At 66.3% G+C, this 16186-nt stretch carries 18 protein-coding genes; 9 read left to right on the top strand and 9 right to left on the bottom strand.

What is annotated here, in order from left to right; genetic code table 11:
- Positions 1-31: 31 nt before the first annotated feature.
- The gene (locus HNO80_RS02035; protein WP_175321182.1) at positions 32-940 is read right to left on the bottom strand and encodes a carbohydrate ABC transporter permease; all 909 of its coding nucleotides are present in this window, start codon (positions 938-940) and stop codon (positions 32-34) included.
- A complete protein-coding gene (locus tag HNO80_RS02040; protein ID WP_217500459.1) occupies positions 937-1887 on the bottom strand; it encodes a carbohydrate ABC transporter permease in 951 nt (316 codons plus the stop codon). Before HNO80_RS02040 ends, HNO80_RS02035 begins: the two co-directional genes overlap by 4 nt.
- Positions 1888-2120: 233 nt before the next feature.
- Here HNO80_RS02040 and HNO80_RS02045 point away from each other — a divergent pair, with 233 nt between their 5' ends.
- From HNO80_RS02045 to HNO80_RS02080, 8 genes are all read left to right on the top strand, one after another.
- Positions 2121-3176 (top strand): P1 family peptidase, encoded by a 1056-nt coding sequence (locus tag HNO80_RS02045; protein WP_175321183.1) that lies wholly within the window; start codon positions 2121-2123, stop codon positions 3174-3176.
- A gap of 182 nt (positions 3177-3358) precedes the next feature.
- Complete coding sequence (gene infA, locus HNO80_RS02050) at positions 3359-3580, top strand: translation initiation factor IF-1 (protein ID WP_009358723.1); 222 nt, start codon at positions 3359-3361, stop codon at positions 3578-3580.
- Between the two features lie 69 nt (positions 3581-3649).
- Complete coding sequence (gene rpmJ, locus HNO80_RS02055; protein WP_009358722.1) at positions 3650-3763, top strand: 50S ribosomal protein L36; 114 nt, start codon at positions 3650-3652, stop codon at positions 3761-3763.
- Positions 3764-3947: 184 nt separating this feature from the next.
- On the top strand, positions 3948-4325 hold the full coding sequence (rpsM, locus tag HNO80_RS02060; protein WP_011775569.1) for a 30S ribosomal protein S13: 378 nt from the start codon (positions 3948-3950) through the stop codon (positions 4323-4325).
- 45 nt (positions 4326-4370) lie between these two features.
- Complete coding sequence (rpsK, locus tag HNO80_RS02065) at positions 4371-4772, top strand: 30S ribosomal protein S11 (protein ID WP_018773682.1); 402 nt, start codon at positions 4371-4373, stop codon at positions 4770-4772.
- A 126-nt stretch (positions 4773-4898) separates the two neighbouring features.
- Positions 4899-5909, top strand: coding sequence for a DNA-directed RNA polymerase subunit alpha (locus tag HNO80_RS02070; protein WP_175321184.1), 1011 nt, complete (start codon positions 4899-4901; stop codon positions 5907-5909).
- 75 nt (positions 5910-5984) lie between these two features.
- On the top strand, positions 5985-6566 hold the full coding sequence (gene rplQ / locus HNO80_RS02075) for a 50S ribosomal protein L17 (protein ID WP_175321185.1): 582 nt from the start codon (positions 5985-5987) through the stop codon (positions 6564-6566).
- A 31-nt stretch (positions 6567-6597) separates the two neighbouring features.
- Positions 6598-7488, top strand: a complete 891-nt coding sequence (locus HNO80_RS02080; RefSeq protein ID WP_175321186.1) for a tRNA pseudouridine synthase A — start codon at positions 6598-6600, stop codon at positions 7486-7488.
- A 111-nt stretch (positions 7489-7599) separates the two neighbouring features.
- On the opposite strand, the gene HNO80_RS02085 is transcribed toward HNO80_RS02080, so the two are convergent.
- Positions 7600-9288 (bottom strand): sensor histidine kinase, encoded by a 1689-nt coding sequence (locus HNO80_RS02085; RefSeq protein ID WP_249777106.1) that lies wholly within the window; start codon positions 9286-9288, stop codon positions 7600-7602.
- A 247-nt stretch (positions 9289-9535) separates the two neighbouring features.
- Between HNO80_RS02085 and HNO80_RS02090 the strand changes: the two genes are divergently transcribed.
- Entirely contained in the window at positions 9536-10300 is a 765-nt protein-coding gene (locus HNO80_RS02090) for a response regulator transcription factor (protein WP_175321187.1), read from the top strand.
- On the opposite strand, the gene HNO80_RS02095 is transcribed toward HNO80_RS02090, so the two are convergent.
- The 6 genes from HNO80_RS02095 to cpaB form a co-directional block, all read right to left on the bottom strand.
- The gene (locus HNO80_RS02095) at positions 10297-10755 is read right to left on the bottom strand and encodes an Hpt domain-containing protein (protein ID WP_249777107.1); all 459 of its coding nucleotides are present in this window, start codon (positions 10753-10755) and stop codon (positions 10297-10299) included. The genes HNO80_RS02090 and HNO80_RS02095 overlap by 4 nt on opposite strands.
- Positions 10756-10896: 141 nt before the next feature.
- Positions 10897-11778, bottom strand: coding sequence for a type II secretion system F family protein (locus HNO80_RS02100; protein WP_175321188.1), 882 nt, complete (start codon positions 11776-11778; stop codon positions 10897-10899).
- Between the two features lie 7 nt (positions 11779-11785).
- The gene (locus tag HNO80_RS02105; RefSeq protein WP_175321189.1) at positions 11786-12718 is read right to left on the bottom strand and encodes a type II secretion system F family protein; all 933 of its coding nucleotides are present in this window, start codon (positions 12716-12718) and stop codon (positions 11786-11788) included.
- Between the two features lie 7 nt (positions 12719-12725).
- Positions 12726-14015: a TadA family conjugal transfer-associated ATPase gene (locus tag HNO80_RS02110; protein WP_175321312.1), complete on the bottom strand. Its 1290-nt coding sequence runs from the start codon at positions 14013-14015 to the stop codon at positions 12726-12728.
- Positions 14016-14231: 216 nt separating this feature from the next.
- A complete protein-coding gene (locus HNO80_RS02115) occupies positions 14232-15422 on the bottom strand; it encodes a CpaE/TadZ family protein (protein WP_175321190.1) in 1191 nt (396 codons plus the stop codon).
- Positions 15419-16186, bottom strand: coding sequence for a Flp pilus assembly protein CpaB (gene cpaB, locus HNO80_RS02120; RefSeq protein ID WP_175321191.1), 768 nt, complete (start codon positions 16184-16186; stop codon positions 15419-15421). Before cpaB ends, HNO80_RS02115 begins: the two co-directional genes overlap by 4 nt.

Genomic DNA, 16186 nt, shown 5'->3' on the forward strand with positions numbered 1-16186 from the left:
TTGTGATGGTGGGATGCATTGGGAGGCGGCGTCACCCGGTGACGCTGCCTTGGGTGAGGCCGGCGACGATGTAGCGCTGCAGTGCCGCGAAGACCAGCAGGATCGGAACAATCACCAGGACGGCGCCGGCCATCAGGATGCCCCAGCCGGAGCCGTTGCCTTCCGAGTTCTGCAGCAGGGTCAGGCCCACGGGCAGCGTCATGGTTTCCGGCCGGTCGGTGATGATGAGCGGCCAGATGTAGTCGTTCCATTCGCTGACCACGGTGACCAGGGCGACAGTGGCGATGGAGGGGCCGGAGACCGGGACGACGACCTGCCACAGCCGGCGCCAGTGCCCCGCGCCGTCGATCTCGGCAGCTTCCAGGATGGAGCCGGGCAGCGTCATGAAGTGCTGGCGCAGCAGGAAGGTTCCGAAGGCGGTGCCCAGTCCGGGCAGGATGATGCCCCAGAGGGTGTTTTTACCGCCCAGGCCCGCAATCAGGATGTAGTTGGGCAGGATGGACACCTGCGGCGGCACCATCAGCGCGACCAGGATGATGATGAAGATGACGTTCTTGAACGGAAAGCGGACAAAGACCAGGGCGTAGGCCGTCAGGATGGCCAGGATCACCTTCACGGTGGCGCCCACCGTGGTGACGATCAGGCTGTTCACAAAGAACTTGGCGAACGGCACCGTCGTCATCGCGACGTGGTAGTTGTCCAGGTTCACGCTTTCCGGCAGGATCTTCAGGTCCATCGTGACGATCTCGCCGGGCTGCTTGAAGGAGCTCAGCACCATCCAGAGCAGCGGCAGCACCACCACGAGGGTGGCGAGGATGAGCGGGACGTAGCCGGCGGCGATTGTCTGGACCAGGTTGGCGCGGGAAAACGGCCGCTGGCGCTGCGGGGGAACCTCGGGGCCGGCGGCGGGATCGGGGTTCACGGGAGAGAGTGTGCTCACGAGTAGTGCACCTTCCGTTCTACGAACCGCACCTGCAGCACGGTGATGACCAGGAGGATGGCAAAGAGGACCACGGAGATGGAAGCCGAGTAGCCGGCCCGGTTGAAGGCGCCGAAGGCCTGCATGTACGCCTCGTAGATCAGGGTGGACGTGCCGTTGCCGAGCGGGGTCATGATCCGGATCAGGTCGAAAGCCTGCAGCGAACTGAGCATCGTGGTGATCAGCAGGAAGAACGTGGTGGGGGAGAGCAGCGGGACCGACATGCTGATGAAGCGGCGGAACCCGTTGGCGCCGTCCAGCGACGCCGCTTCCATGACGTCCTGGGGCAGCGACTGGAGGCCGGCGAGGTAGACGACGGCGCAGTAGCCGAGGTTCTTCCAGATGTAGACCGTGATCACCATGACCAGGGAGAGTTGCGGGTCGTTAATCCATTGCGGGCTCTGCTGGCCGATCCCGCGGAGCAGCCAGGACAGCACCCCGTAGCCGGGGTCGAAGATGAACAACCAGACCAGTCCGACGCCGACCCCGCTGAGCACGTAGGGGGCGAAAACGGCGGACCTGGCGAAGGTGGTGCCGCGGACCTTGGAGTTCAGGGCGAGGGCCACCAGTAGTCCGAGGACCATGGACCCGCCGACCGTGATGACGGTGAAGAAGGCCGTGGTCCCCAGCACCTTGGGGGCGTCGGCGCTGGTGAAGAAGTTGATGTAGTTGTCGAAGCCGACGACTGTGGCGGAGGCGGAGCCCAGCGTCCAGTCCAGCGTGGAGTAGTAGATGTTGTTGATAAGCGGGAGGTAGGTGAACACCGCTATCAGTGCCAGGTTCGGCAGGGCCAGCGCCAGGAACACGATGAAGTCCCTGCGGGTCCGGGCGGACCAGCGTCCCCGGCGCTGGTCCCGCGTGACGGTCCCGGCGGTAGCCACGGGACTGTCCGTCAATTGTCTAGTCATAGGGGTCTCTAACGGATCCGGGCCTGCCGAGGGCAGGCAGTTGGGCGGGGGATCAAGAACACTTCACCACACACTCGGTGGGCGGAACCCCGCACAAGGCCTTGTCAGAGCTTTGTTATGTCAGGCTTCCTTGCCCGTTTACCTATTGTTGGTTGCAGTATTCCATAACGTTCGTTTGCGGACGGGGAGATCGCGGCGCCTGGTTTCCCGGCGGTGGGGCGCACAATGGAGCCATGACGGCGATTACGGATGTGCCCGGAATCCGCGTGGGCCATGCCTCTCGGACCGGGGAGGGCTGGTTGAGCGGTGTCACGGTAGTCCTGCCGCCGCCGGGAACGGCCGGCTCGGTGGACGTCCGCGGGGGCGGTCCCGGTACGCACGAGACCGACGCGCTCGACCCCACCACGCTGAGCACCGCCGTCGACGCCGTGGTCCTCACCGGGGGCAGCGCCTTCGGACTGGCGGCTGCCCACGGCGCCCAGCGCTGGTGCGAGGAGCAGGGGAGGGGCTTCGCCGTGCCCGGCGGCGTGGTGCCGATTGTCCCCGCGGCGGCCATCTTCGATCTGGGCCGCGGCGGCGACTTCGCCGCCCGCCCGGACGAGGCCATGGGCTACGCCGCGACCGCTGATGCCGCCGCCCGTCAGGACGGGCACGACGTCGAACGAGGCAACGTCGGAGCCGGCACCGGAGCAGCAATCGGCCGGGGAACCTACAAAGGCGGAGTAGGCACCGCCTCGATCACCTTAAACAACATCTCCGCGGACGGGCCGGTAGTCGTCGGAGCAATAGCGGTAGTCAACGCCCTGGGGTTACCCTTCGACGCCTCGGCGGCGACTGCCGCTAAGAGCGCGGAACCGGAGCCGGCGGCACAGCCGGAACCCGGAAGCGTGCGTCTATGCGACGAAGGAGCGAGCACGCGGAGGGTTTCGGATGCGCCGTCGGCCCAGCCTGATTTGCCGCCCCTCAACACGACCCTCGTCGTCGTTGCGACCAACGCCATCCTGGACAAGGCCGAATGCAAGCGCACAGCCTCGGCTGCCCACGCCGGCCTGGCGCGGGCGCTGGACCCCAGCCACACCCTGGCCGATGGCGACACCGTGTTCGCGCTCTCCACTGGCGCCGTCGCGCTGGACCGCGGCACCGAGTCCGCGCGGCAGTTGAGCCTGATTACCCTGCAGAGCGCGGCAGCCGACGTCGTCCGGCTGGCCATCCTGGACGGGATCGCCGCGGCGGCGGAGGTGGAGACTCCGGCGGGGCGCTTTCGTGCATACGGGGACGGAGTGCGCTAGCATGGCTGGATTTAACATTCGGCCCGCAATGCCGTAGTGTTGACTGTTGGTTGTCTGCCCTGTTGTGCCCTTTTGTGGCCTGGTGGCTGCAGGCAAGCTAGCAAAACAAGCAATCAAAAATCGTCCGCAGTGATCGTCGGTGCAAACCGGAGGGGCTGTGGCAACAACAGTTAGCGGAGGGTATGGCCAAGAAGGACGGGGTCATTGAGATCGAGGGCGTTGTGACCGAGGCGCTGCCTAACGCGATGTTTCGCGTTGAGCTCACCAACAAGCACATCGTTCTGGCACACATCTCTGGAAAGATGCGCCAGCACTACATCAGGATTCTCCCTGAGGACCGGGTAGTGGTGGAGCTGAGCCCGTACGACCTGACACGTGGTCGTATCGTCTACCGCTACAAGTAAACACTGGCCGGCCAGGGCATTAGCCAAAGGCCGGTCCAGCTGACCAACTGCAACACGCAAAGGAACGCCATGAAGGTCAAGCCGAGCGTCAAGCAGATCTGCGAAAAGTGCAAAGTGATCCGCCGTAATGGCCGGGTCATGGTGATCTGCGAGAACCCGCGCCACAAGCAGCGCCAGGGCTAATTTCCTTCACTGGAAACCCTGGGTTGCTAACCCACGCAAGTAAATAAAAAGGCAGCACAAGCTGATCTGGGACACTGAGCAAGAACGAGTCCGGACAGCTAACCCCCGGTCGGAGGCTGGGGCCGCACGGATTGTGCGGGTGTACTGCCTACGACCTCCGGTTTATTCAAGGAGCACTGCCACTATGGCTCGTCTCGCTGGCGTAGACATTCCCCGCGAAAAGCGGCTGGAAATTGCGCTTACTTACATCTACGGCGTGGGCAAGACCCGTGCACACGAAACCCTGGCTGCCACCGGCATCAGCGCTGACGTCCGGGTCAAGGACCTGACTGACGCCGAACTGGTCCAGCTGCGTGACTACATTGAAGGCAACTACAAGGTTGAGGGTGACCTTCGCCGCGAGGTAGCCGCTGACATCCGCCGCAAGGTTGAGATCGGCAGCTACGAAGGCCTGCGTCACCGCAAGGGCCTGCCCGTACGCGGTCAGCGTACGAAGACCAACGCCCGTACCCGCAAGGGTCCGAAGCGTACCGTCGCCGGCAAGAAGAAGGCCGGACGCTAGAAATAGCGTTCTCCCTTCCCCCAATAACTTTCTGTAGGAGAAATAATGCCCCCGAAGACTCGTGGCGCGGTTCGCAAGCCGCGTAAGAAGGACAAGAAGAATATCGCGCTGGGCCAGGCGCACATTAAGAGCACCTTTAACAACACCATCGTTTCCATCACGGACCCGAACGGTGCTGTCATCTCCTGGGCTTCGTCCGGTGAGGTTGGCTTCAAGGGCTCCCGTAAGTCCACCCCGTTCGCTGCCCAGATGGCCGCCGAAGCCGCCGCAAAGCGTGCACAGGAGCACGGCATGCGCAAGGTTGACGTGTTCGTCAAGGGACCGGGATCCGGACGCGAGACCGCAATCCGTTCACTGCAGGCCGCTGGCCTCGAGGTTGGATCCATCCAGGATGTAACCCCCAGCGCGCACAACGGCTGCCGCCCGCCGAAGCGCCGCCGCGTCTAAGTCTTAGCCGGAGCTTGCCCGGACCGTCACCGGTCCGGGCAAGCCCAGCCGCGTTAAGTCTTTAGACCGATCTTTCCACCACCTGTGTTGCGTCATATAGCGGATGCTCGCCGAAAGGAAACCTAAGTGCTCATTGCACAGCGCCCCACCCTCTCCGAAGAGGTCGTCTCCGATAACCGCTCCCGTTTCATCATTGAACCGCTGGAGCCGGGCTTCGGTTACACCCTCGGAAACTCCCTCCGCCGTACCCTGCTCTCCTCCATCCCCGGTGCCTCTGTAACGAGCATCCGGATTGATGGCGTGCTGCACGAGTTCACCACGGTTCCGGGTGTCAAGGAAGATGTCACCGAGATCATCCTGAACATCAAGAACCTGTCGGTCTCCTCCGAGCACGACGAGCCGGTTGTTGCTTACCTGCGCAAGCAGGGCCCGGGAGTCGTCACCGCCGCGGACATCGCTCCGCCGGCCGGCGTCGAATTCCACAACCCGGATCTGCACATTGCCACGCTGAACTCGAAGGGCAAGTTCGAACTCGAACTGACCATCGAGCGCGGCCGCGGCTACGTTTCGGCAGCTCAGAACAAGTCCGGCGACTCCGAGATCGGCCGCATCCCGGTCGACTCGATCTACTCGCCGGTCCTGAAGGTTACTTTCCGCGTGGAAGCTACCCGTGTTGAGCAGCGCACTGACTTCGACAAGCTCATTGTCGACGTCGAGACCAAGCAGGCCATCGCCCCGCGCGACGCGGTCGCTTCGGCTGGTACCACCCTGGTGGAACTGTTCGGTCTGGCCCGCGAGCTGAACACCGCAGCTGAAGGTATCGAGATTGGCCCGTCGCCGACGGATGCTGCCCTGGCAGCAGACATGGCCCTGCCGATCGAGGATCTGGACCTCACCGTCCGTTCCTACAACTGCCTCAAGCGTGAGGGCATCCACACCGTGGGTGAACTCGTTGCCCGCTCCGAGGCTGACCTGATGGACATCCGTAACTTCGGTGCGAAGTCCATTGATGAGGTCAAGGCGAAGCTTGTTGAACTGGGTCTGTCCCTCAAGGACTCCCCTCCCGGTTTCGATCTCGCAGCCCGCGCCGCAGCCATCGAAGAGGACGACGCCGCTTTCGGCGACGACGAGCTCTAAAACAGATCTTGGCCAGCAGGCTGGACGCACCGCAGCGTGCACAGCCCGCCGGCTTCCATATGAGGAGAAATAGTTATGCCTACCCCCACTAAGGGTCCGCGCCTCGGAGGCGGCCCGGCTCACGAGCGTCTCATGCTCGCGAACCTGGCAGCCGCACTGTTCGAGCACAAGCGGATCACCACCACGGTGACCAAGGCCAAGCGACTGAAGCCCTACGCAGAGCGCCTGGTGACTTTCGCCAAGCGTGGCGACCTGGCTTCTCGCCGCCGTGTGCTCGGCCTGATCAGCAACAAGGGCGTCGTCCACGAGCTGTTCACGGACATTGCACAGGCAGTGGAGAACCGCGACGGTGGCTACACCCGCATCACCAAGATCGGCAACCGCAAGGGCGACAACGCTCCCATGGCTGTCATTGAACTGGTTCTCGAGCCGGTTTCCGCCAAGCAGGCCGTGGTAGCCGAGGCTACCTCCGCTGCGAAGCGCGATGCTGACAAGAAGGACGCCGACAAGGCTGAAGCCGCTCCGGTCGCCGAGACTGAAGCTGCAGAGACCGAAGAGGCTCCCGAGGCTGAGGTTGCTGAGACCGAAGCCGCAGAAACCGAAGAGGCTCCGGCCGCTGAGGAAGCTGCTGCAGAGTCCGAGAAGGACGCGAAGTAATTCGCTAGAACCTTCTTATAGACTTAAGTCTATGAACGAGCTCAAACCCGCTGCCCCCGTTATGGGGGGCGGCGGGTTTTTGCGTATCCGGCTGGATCTTTCGTACGACGGCGGCCCGTTCAGCGGCTGGGCGCTACAGCCCGGCCGACGCACCGTCCAGGGCGTCCTGGAGGAGGCCCTCGCCCTGCTGATCCGCCGGCCGGTCCGCGTCACCGTCGCCGGCCGCACCGACGCCGGCGTGCACGCCCGCGGACAGGTGGTGCACCTGGACCTGAGTGAAGCGGAATGGCAGGGGCTGAACCGCGGGGCTGAGCTCGACCCTGCCGCGGCGCTGCTCCGGCGACTCCGCGGCGCACTGAGCCGGGGACTGGGCGAGCTCAGCGGAGCAATCGAAGTGCACCGGGTCGCCCTGGCGCCGGAAGGCTTCGATGCCCGCTTCTCCGCCCTCTGGCGGCGCTACAGCTACCGGATCGCGGACGGCGCGGCCCGGTGGGACCCGCTCGGCCGGTACTCGACGCTCTGGCACAAGGAGCAGCTCGACACCGCTTTGCTGAACGAAGGCGCCTCCCTGCTGCTGGGACTGCAGGACTTCCGTTCCTACTGCAAGCCCCGCGAGGGCGCCACGACCATCCGGGAACTGCAGCGGTTCGAATTCACCCGCGGCGCGGACGGCGTCATCGTCGCCACGGTCCAGGCTGACGCCTTCTGCCACAACATGGTCCGTTCGCTCGTGGGATCGGCGCTCTACGTCGGTGCCGGGGTGGAGCAGCCCGGGTGGCTGTACGAGCGGCTGATCGCCCGCCAGCGGGATGCGCGGTCCGTCCTCGCCGCCCCGCACCCGCTGGTCCTTGAAGAGGTGGCGTACCCCTCCGCTAGCGGGCTGCTGGCACGGGCCGAACTGACGCGGGCCCTTCGCAAATAAAGACCGTCGCGGACTTCCCCCATCTTTGCCGGCACGAAACCCGTGCACGTCGGCGGGTCGGCGCAACACGCAGACCCGGCTGCGCCAAAGGTGGGGAAATTCCGACCCAGACTAGAACGCCTGCGGCGCTCCCTCTGCCGGCAGGTCCACGGTAAAGGTGCTCCCGCAGCCGGGGAGGGTGCTGCAGGTGATGGAGCCGCCGTGGCCCTCCACGATCGCCTTGGTGATGGACAAGCCCAGCCCGGCCCCGGGGATTGCGCCGTCCCGTACGGCCGGGCTCCGGAAGAAGCGGGTGAAGACCCTCTCGGCGTCGGCGGCGGTCATGCCGATGCCGCTGTCCTCCACCTGCAGGAGCACACGGCCGTCATCGGCCCAGGCCGAGACAGTCACGGCGCCCCCACCCGGCGAGTATTTGATGGCATTGGAGACGAGGTTGTCCAGCGCCTGGCTGATCCGCAACGGGTCCACGTTCGCCCACAGCGGCGCCGGCACGTCCATGGCCAGTGACACCCGCGAGGACTGGGCATGCGCCTGGGCCGAGCCAAGGCTTGCCTCAACCAGCCCGGCCAGGTCGGTTTTCCGCGGGTGGACCTGAACCGCGGAGCTGGCGGACATCAGCAGGTCCGAGACGAGCGCCAGCAGCCGCTCGGCGTTGCGCTGCGCCACCTCTATCCGGCGCAGCACCGGCAGCGGCAGCTCATCGCCCAGGACCAGGTCCAGGTTGCCGATGATCGACGTCAGCGGTGTCCGGAACTCGTGCGAGACGGTCGCGACCACATCTTCCTTGGCGGCCAGGGCGTTGACCAGCCCGGTGACCTCGTTGTACACGACGACGGCGCCGCCAAAGCCGCCGTCGTCGTTTTTCAGCGGTCTCGCCCCGGTGGACACAACCCGGCTGCCCGGCGCTTCCCCGAAACAGACGAGGTGGTCCGCGAAGGACTCGCCCTCCAGCGCCCGGCGGAGCGGGCGCCGGCCGGGCGGGAGCGGCGTGGTCTGGTCCCGCCCGGTCAGCAGCAGTTGCTCTTCCCAGCCGGGATCGGCGGGCCCGGCAGGACCGGCGGTCGCCGCGGACGCCTCCAGCCTTGCCTGCCAGCTGTTGGTCAGCAGCCGGCGGCCGTTCGCGCCGATCGCGACGATGCCGACGTCGACCGTGTCCAGGATGGTATTCAGCAGCCGCTCGCGCTCCCGGCTTTCCGCGAGGAGGGCCTGCAACTCCGCTTCCTTGGCTTCGATCTTGCGCTGCTGGCGCCGCAGCTGCACCCTGGCGAACTGCATGGCCAGGGCGACTGCCAGGGTCATCAGTGCCAGTAGCACGACGGTGGCGCTGCGCCCAGGGCTGTCCTCGGCGCCGGCGGCAAAATACCAGGGCAGGCCTGCCAGCAGCGGCCCCAGGAAGCTGACGGACACGATGACGGCGGGGGAGAGCTGCGAGGCGGCGATCCAGACGACGGGAAGCACGGATAGCACTCCCAGGCCCGGTAGTTCCTCGGCGGCCGCGACCCGGCTGAGTCCGATCGCGGCGAGGTCCAAGACCGGAATCGCCAGGGGCGCCAGCGGGCCGAACCGTTGCCACGGCACGAGGAGGCAGGCCAGGAGGAGTACGGCATGAAGTGCGAGGGCACTCTGGCCCCAGCCGCTGGCCAGGTGGAGGCCCCAGGCGGCCGGTGCGGCCGTCAGCCCGGCGCCGAACAACAGGGTGAGGGGCAGCTGGCTGAGCAGCACACGGGCGCGAGGGTGCAGGGCGCCCAGGCGGCGGTCCACGCCCGCGCCACGAAACAGCCGCTGTTCACCCAATGACAAGCGCCCCTTCCTCGCAACTGGAGTTTACATTGCTGTCACACTTACTTGACATTAACAATATTATTGTTGCCCGTGTTACTGCGCCGGAGACCGAAATTGAGGCCCCCGGTGGGTATTGTGGCAGGACGTGCGTACGCCGTGTCCCTTGGGCGCGGCATGGGCATCGGGGCATGGGCCCCGGATTCATAGCGGCGGCGTATGGACAGCCATCGTCGGCCGGCAGAGCAGCAGCGGATGTGAGGGTGGCATGACTGACCTTGGGGTGGCCGTCGTTGTTGAGGACGATGCGGATGTGCGTAACCTCGTGGAGGCAGTGCTCCGGCAGGCCGGCTATGAGGTGCATTCGGCAGCCGAGGGCCGGGAGGGCGTCGAGGTTGTCCGGCGTCGGGAGGCCAGCGTAGTAACACTGGACGTGGGCCTTCCCGACATCGACGGCTATGAAGTCCTGCGCCGGATCCGCCAGTTCAGTGACGCCTACATCGTCATGCTGACCGCACGGACGGACGAACTCGACACGCTGACTGCGCTCCACACCGGCGCCGACGATTTCCTGACCAAACCGTTCCGGCCCCGTGAACTGCGGGCACGGGTGGCCGCGATGATGCGCCGGCCCCGGCGTGACGGCCTGGGCGCGTTGACCGCGGCGTCCGCACGACCGGACGGCGACGCTGTTGTCCCGGACAACGTTTTGCGCCACAATGGGCTGGCCCTGAATCCCGACATGCGCTCGGTGACGGTCGAGGGCGAACCGCTTGCCCTGACCCGCAGTGAGTTCGACCTCCTGCACGCGCTCCTCCGCGGCGCCGGCGCGGTGAAGTCCAAGACCGAGCTGGTCCGTGTGGTGCGGGGAGAGTACTACCGGGCCGACGCCTACATCAGCGAGTCCGATGAACGGGCCGTTGAAGTGCACATCGGCAACCTGCGCCGGAAGCTCCGGGAGGATTCGGTGCAACCGCGCTGGCTCCAGACGGTGCGCGGAGTGGGCTACCGGCTGGCGCCTGATCGTTCCTAGCGCTCCCAGAGGATGTAGCTGAACTGCAGCTCGTCCACGGTTTCGCTGCCGCGCGCGGCCACATCGCCCAGCAGGGAAGCGGCCCGTCCGAGGTCCCCGCCCCGGATCGCTTCCTCGAGTTCGCCGGCGAGTTCGGCCAGGCGCAGGCCGCCGACCATCGACGAGGACGTCTTGAGGCTCAGCACGGCGTCGAGCGCGGCTGCCTGGTCGCGGCGTTCCAAGGCCCCGGCCAGCGAGTCATAGCGCTGGCCCCACATCTCTGCGTAGTCCCGGGCGAAGCCCTTGGCGACGGCGGCGCTGTTCAGCTGCTCACCCAGGTCCTGGAGGGCCGCGGGGTCCACGAGCGGGGCCGCGCCGGAGAACGACGCCGACAGTCCGGCCCCGCCTGCGGGGGCATCGGCAGCGAGCAAGGACCCCGCGTTTGCGTCGTCGGGGCAGGCAGCTAAAAGAGACATGGCACTACGGTACTAGCTGTCTGGACCGGCGCCGGAGGCGGCGGGGTATCCTGCGGAAACCTTGCGGCTATCCTTGTCCGGCCCTTTTACGGGCCAACTTGCGGCGCCCGTGCGGGCCGTCCGCCGCAAAATACGGGCAGATTAATGGCCACTGAAGGTCTCAATGGCATTGATCACGGCGGGCCCCAGGATGGCGATAAAGAGCACCGGGAAGATGAAGAACAGCAGGGGGAACAGGATGGTGACCGGCAGCTTCATGGCCTTCTCCTCGGCCCTCTGGCGCCGCTTGACGCGCATCACCTTGGCCTGGATGCGGAGCACCCGGCTGATGGCAATGCCGTAGGTGTCGGCCTGCACCACGGCCTGGACGAAGCTGCGCAGCTCGGGGATGTTAGTCCGCGCCGCCAGCGCCTGGTATGACTCCCGCCGGCTGCGTCCCACCTGCATATCCTGCAGGGTGCGGACCAATTCCTCGGCGAGCGGCCCCTTGCCGTTCTCACCGGCCCGCGCCATGGCCCCCTCGAATCCCAGTCCGGCCTCGACCGAGATCAGCATCTGGTCCAGCGTGTTGGCCAGTTCCAGCTGCATGATCTTCTGGCGCTCCTGGCCCTTGCTGTAGAGCAGCAGGTCCGGGATGAAGTAGCCCAGGAGCATCACGAACAAGCCCACCAGTTTCAGGAGCGGGGCCGGCGTGTTGGCGAGCCAGATGCCCAGGAGGGCGCCCAGCAGTCCCAGCAGGGGTTTGGCGGCCAGAACCCGACCCAGCGGGAGCGAGGCGGGACGTCCGGCCAAGGACAGCAGCCGGTCGAGTTTCCGGACATAGCCCGGTGGCGTCAGGCGGTGGCCGATCCGCTCCAGCAGGGCCGTCTCCTTGGGCCCGGCGGACTCGGCGGGTCCGGTGCCCAGGGAGAGCATCTCCCGGATGGCGCGTTGGGATTTCCGGTCGACGGAGAGGACGGACCACGTCAGGTAGGCCAAGGGGAGGCAGATCAGCAGGAGGGAGCACAGGATCAAGGGATTCATCCGGGCCTCAGAACTTTAGGTCGATGATCTTGCGCATCCACAGACCACCGATCGTCATCAGGATCACGGAGGCCGCCATCATGGCCCAGCCCAGCGGGTTGGTGAACATCACGTTCATGTAGCCGGGGTTGACCAGCATGAGCATGACCACGATGCCGATGGGCATGGCCATCAGGATGTAGGCGGAGAACTTGCCTTCGGCCGCGAGGGACTTGATGTGGCCCTTGATCTCGCTGCGCTCGCGGATGGTCTCGTTCACCTGGTCCAGCACTTCGGCCAGGTTGCCGCCCACCTCGCGGTTGATCTGGATGGCTTGGGCGATCCAGACGAAGTCTTCGTTGCGCATCCGCTCCGCGGTGTCGCTGAGCGAGGCCAGCAGGTCGCGGCCCAGGGAAGTTTCGGTGACGACGCGGCGCATTTCTTCGGCGGTGGGGCTCTGCGATTCGCTGCCGGCGGCGTCGATGGCCCGCAGGATGCTGTGCCCGGCCCGCAGGCCGCCGGAAAGCAGTTGCAGGGTGTCGCCCAGCTGGTCGTCAAACTTGGCGCGGCGCTTTCCGGCCAGGACCGTGAGGGCCAGGTGACCGCCCACCGGGGCGAGCAGGACCAGCAGAAGGGCAAGCATGACACCGCCGACGACGAAGCCGGCCAGGGCCCCCACAAAGGCGCCGACCGCCAGCAGCACGTAGAAGTCGCCCTGGCCCATGCGCAGTCCGGCTTGTTCCAAGGCGTCCCGGTTGAAGAGCCGGACCTTCCGTTGCGCGAAGAAGCCGTCCGCCAGGTTGACCGCGGATCCCGCGAACCGGCTGAGCGAGGAGTCCGGTGCGGCCTGGACCGGCCGCCGTCGGTCCAGTGGAACGCGGGCGGTCCCCGGCGAGAGGACCGCGACGGCGAGCAGGAGGAGGGCAGTGGCCAGGAAGGCGACGCCGATAGAAAGTGTCATGGCCGGCTCACGCCTTGCCGGCCGGCGCCAGCGGTGCTGCGAAGACGTTGGGGGAAACGTAGATGCCCATGTCCTCGAAGCGGTCGATGAAGCGCGGACGGATCCCGGTGGCCACCGGCTTGCCGAGGAACCGGCCGTGGGCGTCCACTCCGGCGGAGTAATCGAAGACGAAGGCATCCTGGAGGGTGACAATGTCCCCCTCCATGCCCTGCACCTCGGTCACGTGGGTGATCCGGCGCGTCCCGTCCCGCAGACGGGAGATCTGCACGATCAAGTTCACCGCCGAGGCGATCTGCTCCCGGATGGCGCGCAGGGGAAGATCCATTCCGGCCATCAGCACCAGGGTCTCGAGGCGGGCAACAGCGTCGCGCGGCGAGTTCGAGTGGACGGTCGAGAGGGAGCCGTCGTGGCCGGTGTTCATGGCCTGGAGCATGTCAAGGGACTCGCCGCCGCGGACCTCGCCCACCACGATCCGGTCCGGCCGCATACGCAGGGAGTTGCGCAGCAGGTCGCGGATGGTGACCTCGCCCTTGCCTTCGGTGTTGGGCGGCCGGCTTTCCAGCCGCACCACGTGCTCCTGCTGGATCTGGAGTTCCACCGCGTCCTCGATGGTGACAATGCGCTCGTCGTGCGGCAGGAAGGACGAAAGGACGTTCAGCAAGGTGGTCTTGCCGGTGCCGGTGCCGCCGGAGACGATGATGTTCAGCTTGGCCCGGACACAGGCGTTCAGCAGCTCGGCCATTTCGGGGGTCAGGGTGCCGAAATCGATCAGGTTGCGCACCGTGAGCGGGACCTTGCTGAACTTCCGGATGGTCAGCGAGGAGCCGCCGACTGCCAACGGGGGGATGACGGCGTTGACGCGGGAGCCGTCCTCGAGCCGTGCATCCACCAGCGGGGATGACTCATCGATCCGGCGGCCCACCTTGGAGACGATGCGTTCGATCACCTTGCGCAGGTGGTCCTCCGAGCTGAAGCGCGAGTCGGTCAGGGTGAGCTGGCCTTTGCGTTCCACGTAGATCTGGTCCATCCGGTTGACCATGATCTCGGTGACCGCGGGGTCATCCAGCAGCCGCTGCAGCGGCCCGTACCCCAGCACGTCGTCCGCGACGTCGCGGACCAGCCGGGTGCGCTCCTCGGTGGACAGCGGCACCTGTTCGGCGTCGATGATGCGGGTCAGTTCATCGCGGGCGGTCGCGCGTAGTTCGTCCTCCTTGACCGCCGAGTCGTTGAAGCGGGTGCCCATCCGCTCGAACAGGGCGGTGGCTGCCCGCTCTTTGAGCGCGGCAAAGGCATCCACCGGCTGCTGGCCTTTGGTGCGGGCCGTGTCGGGGTGTTCCGCGAACGACGGCGCGGCCGCCGCGGCGAGGCGCGACGGCTCGGGGCGGGCTGGTTCGAGGTGGGGGGAGAGCCGGGGCGGCCGGGCCGTCGTCGCTACCGGGGCCGACGTCGGCGGCGGTGCCGGGTGCGTTTGGGGGCCGGCTTCCGCTGCGGAGAGGCGTTCGGAGAGTTTCACTTAGACCACCACCCGTCGGTGCAGTTTCTTCTGGGCGGTAGCTCGCCAGGCCGGATCAAAGCGCGTCACCAGCTGCCGCAGGCCCTTCACCGCGGGATCCTTGCGGCCGTCTTGCAGGACCGGGATCCCGCGGTTAGTGGAGTACGCCACCGCCTGGGAACGCGGGATGCTCACGTCCACCGGCGCGCCGATTGTGGCCTCGACGTCCTGGACGCTGAGCCCGGACTTGGAATCGGCCATGTTCAGGACCACATGGCGAGTTTCCGGAAGCAGATCGAGCCGGCGGAGGATTTCCAGCCCCGAACGGAGGCCGCGGATGCTGGGCACGTCCATGGCACTGACCCAGACGACGTCGGTGCACTGTTCCATGGCGGCCAGGCCCACCTCGGGCAGGCCGGGGGCGGTGTCTACGACGACGTACTGGAACTGCTCCGCGAGCTGTTCGATCAGCCGGCTGACCTGCTGCGGCGTGATGTCGTCCGCTTCCACCGGGGTCCGGGGCGCGCAGAGGGCGTAGATGCTGCTGGGGTGGACGGTGAGGAAGGCCTTGAGGACCAGCGAGTCCTGGCTGGCCGACGCCGAGACGGCGTCGGTGACGGTGTGCTCCGGATTCAGGTACAGGCCGGAGGCCACGTCGCCGAACTGCAGGTCCAGGTCCACGATGACCACGCCCATCGGTGCAACCTGCCCCAGCCCGATGGCGATATTGGTGGCGATGGTCGTCTTGCCGACTCCTCCCTTGGGCGAGAAGACGCCGATCACCAGGCCTTTGGGTTTGTTATCCGGCTGCTGGACGGCCGTGGCCCGGGTCCGGCTGGCGTAGGACTGGCAGGCCCGTTCCAGGAGCACCCGGATCTGGGCGGGGTCCGAGGCGGGGCTGAGGATGTCCCGGATCCCGGCGCGCATAGCCAACAGCACGAAGTCCGGTTCGGGTTCGCCGACCAGGATCACGCTCAACTCCGGCAGCTGCACATCGAACACCGTGGCGAGCCGCAGGGCATCCTCGATGGGAACATCGGGTCCGAGGATCAGCACTTCGGGCCGCTCCTGGTTGAGGTTGGCGAAAAGTTCGCCGGGATTGGCGGGATTGACGAAGGCAAAGGTCTGGACGCCGCCGGGCACACCCGCGACGGCCTGGCGGACCCGCGCGTCGAAGTCTGCGTTGGGAGTGATGAGGACGAAGCGGCTCACTTGTAGACCTCCGGCTTGGTCATGATTCCAGGGCGGCCGCTGTCCTTTGCGTCGAGCGGTTCCTTGCTCAACCACAGCTTCTCGAATTCAGCGGCATAGACGATCTTCGTGGCATTTACGTCGTTGACAGCCACCGTCACAAGGAACAATCCCGTGGGGAGCGAAGTGTCCTCGGCCGGAGCCGCCGAGCCCCCTGCCGTGGGTTCCGGGCTGGGCGTGGCCACTGGTGCACGCTGCACCGCCGTCACGAGGGCCTTGTGAACAGTCAGCTGCGCAGTTGATTTTTCCGGCTTGGCTTCAAGGCCGCCCTCCTTGAGGTTAATGAAGATGCCGACGTGGTCCCCGGCCGCGATGCGACCGCCGACGACCCGCTGGGGCTCGAGCTGGAAAGACACTTCCTGCAGACCCTTTGGCACTTCCACCGATCCACTGGTCTTCAGCTCCTCTGGTTCGACCAGCCGCTCGGCCACGAGCTGCTCACCCGGCAACAGGTCGACGGCGGTGACCTTCCCGGCCAGGCCGTCCAGATTTTGCAGCGCAGTCTTGGACACGGCCTTGCCGGGGAGTTCCTGGCTGGTGACGAACGCCGACAGCGACGCCACCGGCGTGCCGGCGGGGAGGGCCTTTTGCACCACCATGACGGAGACGGGTTCCAGGTTCTGCACGGCGCGGGTGTCGGCTCCCTGGGCGTAGCTGACGACAAGGATGGCACCGACGATGGCCAGCACGACGGCGGCCAGTCCTGCCAATAAGCGTGACTTCAC

This window comes from Arthrobacter sp. C9C5 (assembly GCF_013359735.1).
Classification (GTDB): domain Bacteria; phylum Actinomycetota; class Actinomycetes; order Actinomycetales; family Micrococcaceae; genus Arthrobacter.

Bases quoted from the DNA above. Each gene is read 5' to 3' on its own strand.
- HNO80_RS02090 (WP_175321187.1), top strand. From the start codon at position 9,536: ATGACTGACCTTGGGGTGGCCGTCGTTGTTGAGGACGATGCGGATGTG.
- HNO80_RS02080 (WP_175321186.1), top strand. From the start codon at position 6,598: ATGAACGAGCTCAAACCCGCTGCCCCCGTTATGGGGGGCGGCGGGTTT.
- HNO80_RS02100 (WP_175321188.1), bottom strand. From the start codon at position 11,778: ATGAATCCCTTGATCCTGTGCTCCCTCCTGCTGATCTGCCTCCCCTTG.
- rpsK (WP_018773682.1), top strand. From the start codon at position 4,371: ATGCCCCCGAAGACTCGTGGCGCGGTTCGCAAGCCGCGTAAGAAGGAC.
- HNO80_RS02045 (WP_175321183.1), top strand. From the start codon at position 2,121: ATGACGGCGATTACGGATGTGCCCGGAATCCGCGTGGGCCATGCCTCT.
- rpsM (WP_011775569.1), top strand. From the start codon at position 3,948: ATGGCTCGTCTCGCTGGCGTAGACATTCCCCGCGAAAAGCGGCTGGAA.
- infA (WP_009358723.1), top strand. From the start codon at position 3,359: ATGGCCAAGAAGGACGGGGTCATTGAGATCGAGGGCGTTGTGACCGAG.
- rplQ (WP_175321185.1), top strand. From the start codon at position 5,985: ATGCCTACCCCCACTAAGGGTCCGCGCCTCGGAGGCGGCCCGGCTCAC.
- HNO80_RS02040 (WP_217500459.1), bottom strand. From the start codon at position 1,887: ATGACTAGACAATTGACGGACAGTCCCGTGGCTACCGCCGGGACCGTC.
- rpmJ (WP_009358722.1), top strand. From the start codon at position 3,650: ATGAAGGTCAAGCCGAGCGTCAAGCAGATCTGCGAAAAGTGCAAAGTG.
- HNO80_RS02105 (WP_175321189.1), bottom strand. From the start codon at position 12,718: ATGACACTTTCTATCGGCGTCGCCTTCCTGGCCACTGCCCTCCTCCTG.
- HNO80_RS02095 (WP_249777107.1), bottom strand. From the start codon at position 10,755: ATGTCTCTTTTAGCTGCCTGCCCCGACGACGCAAACGCGGGGTCCTTG.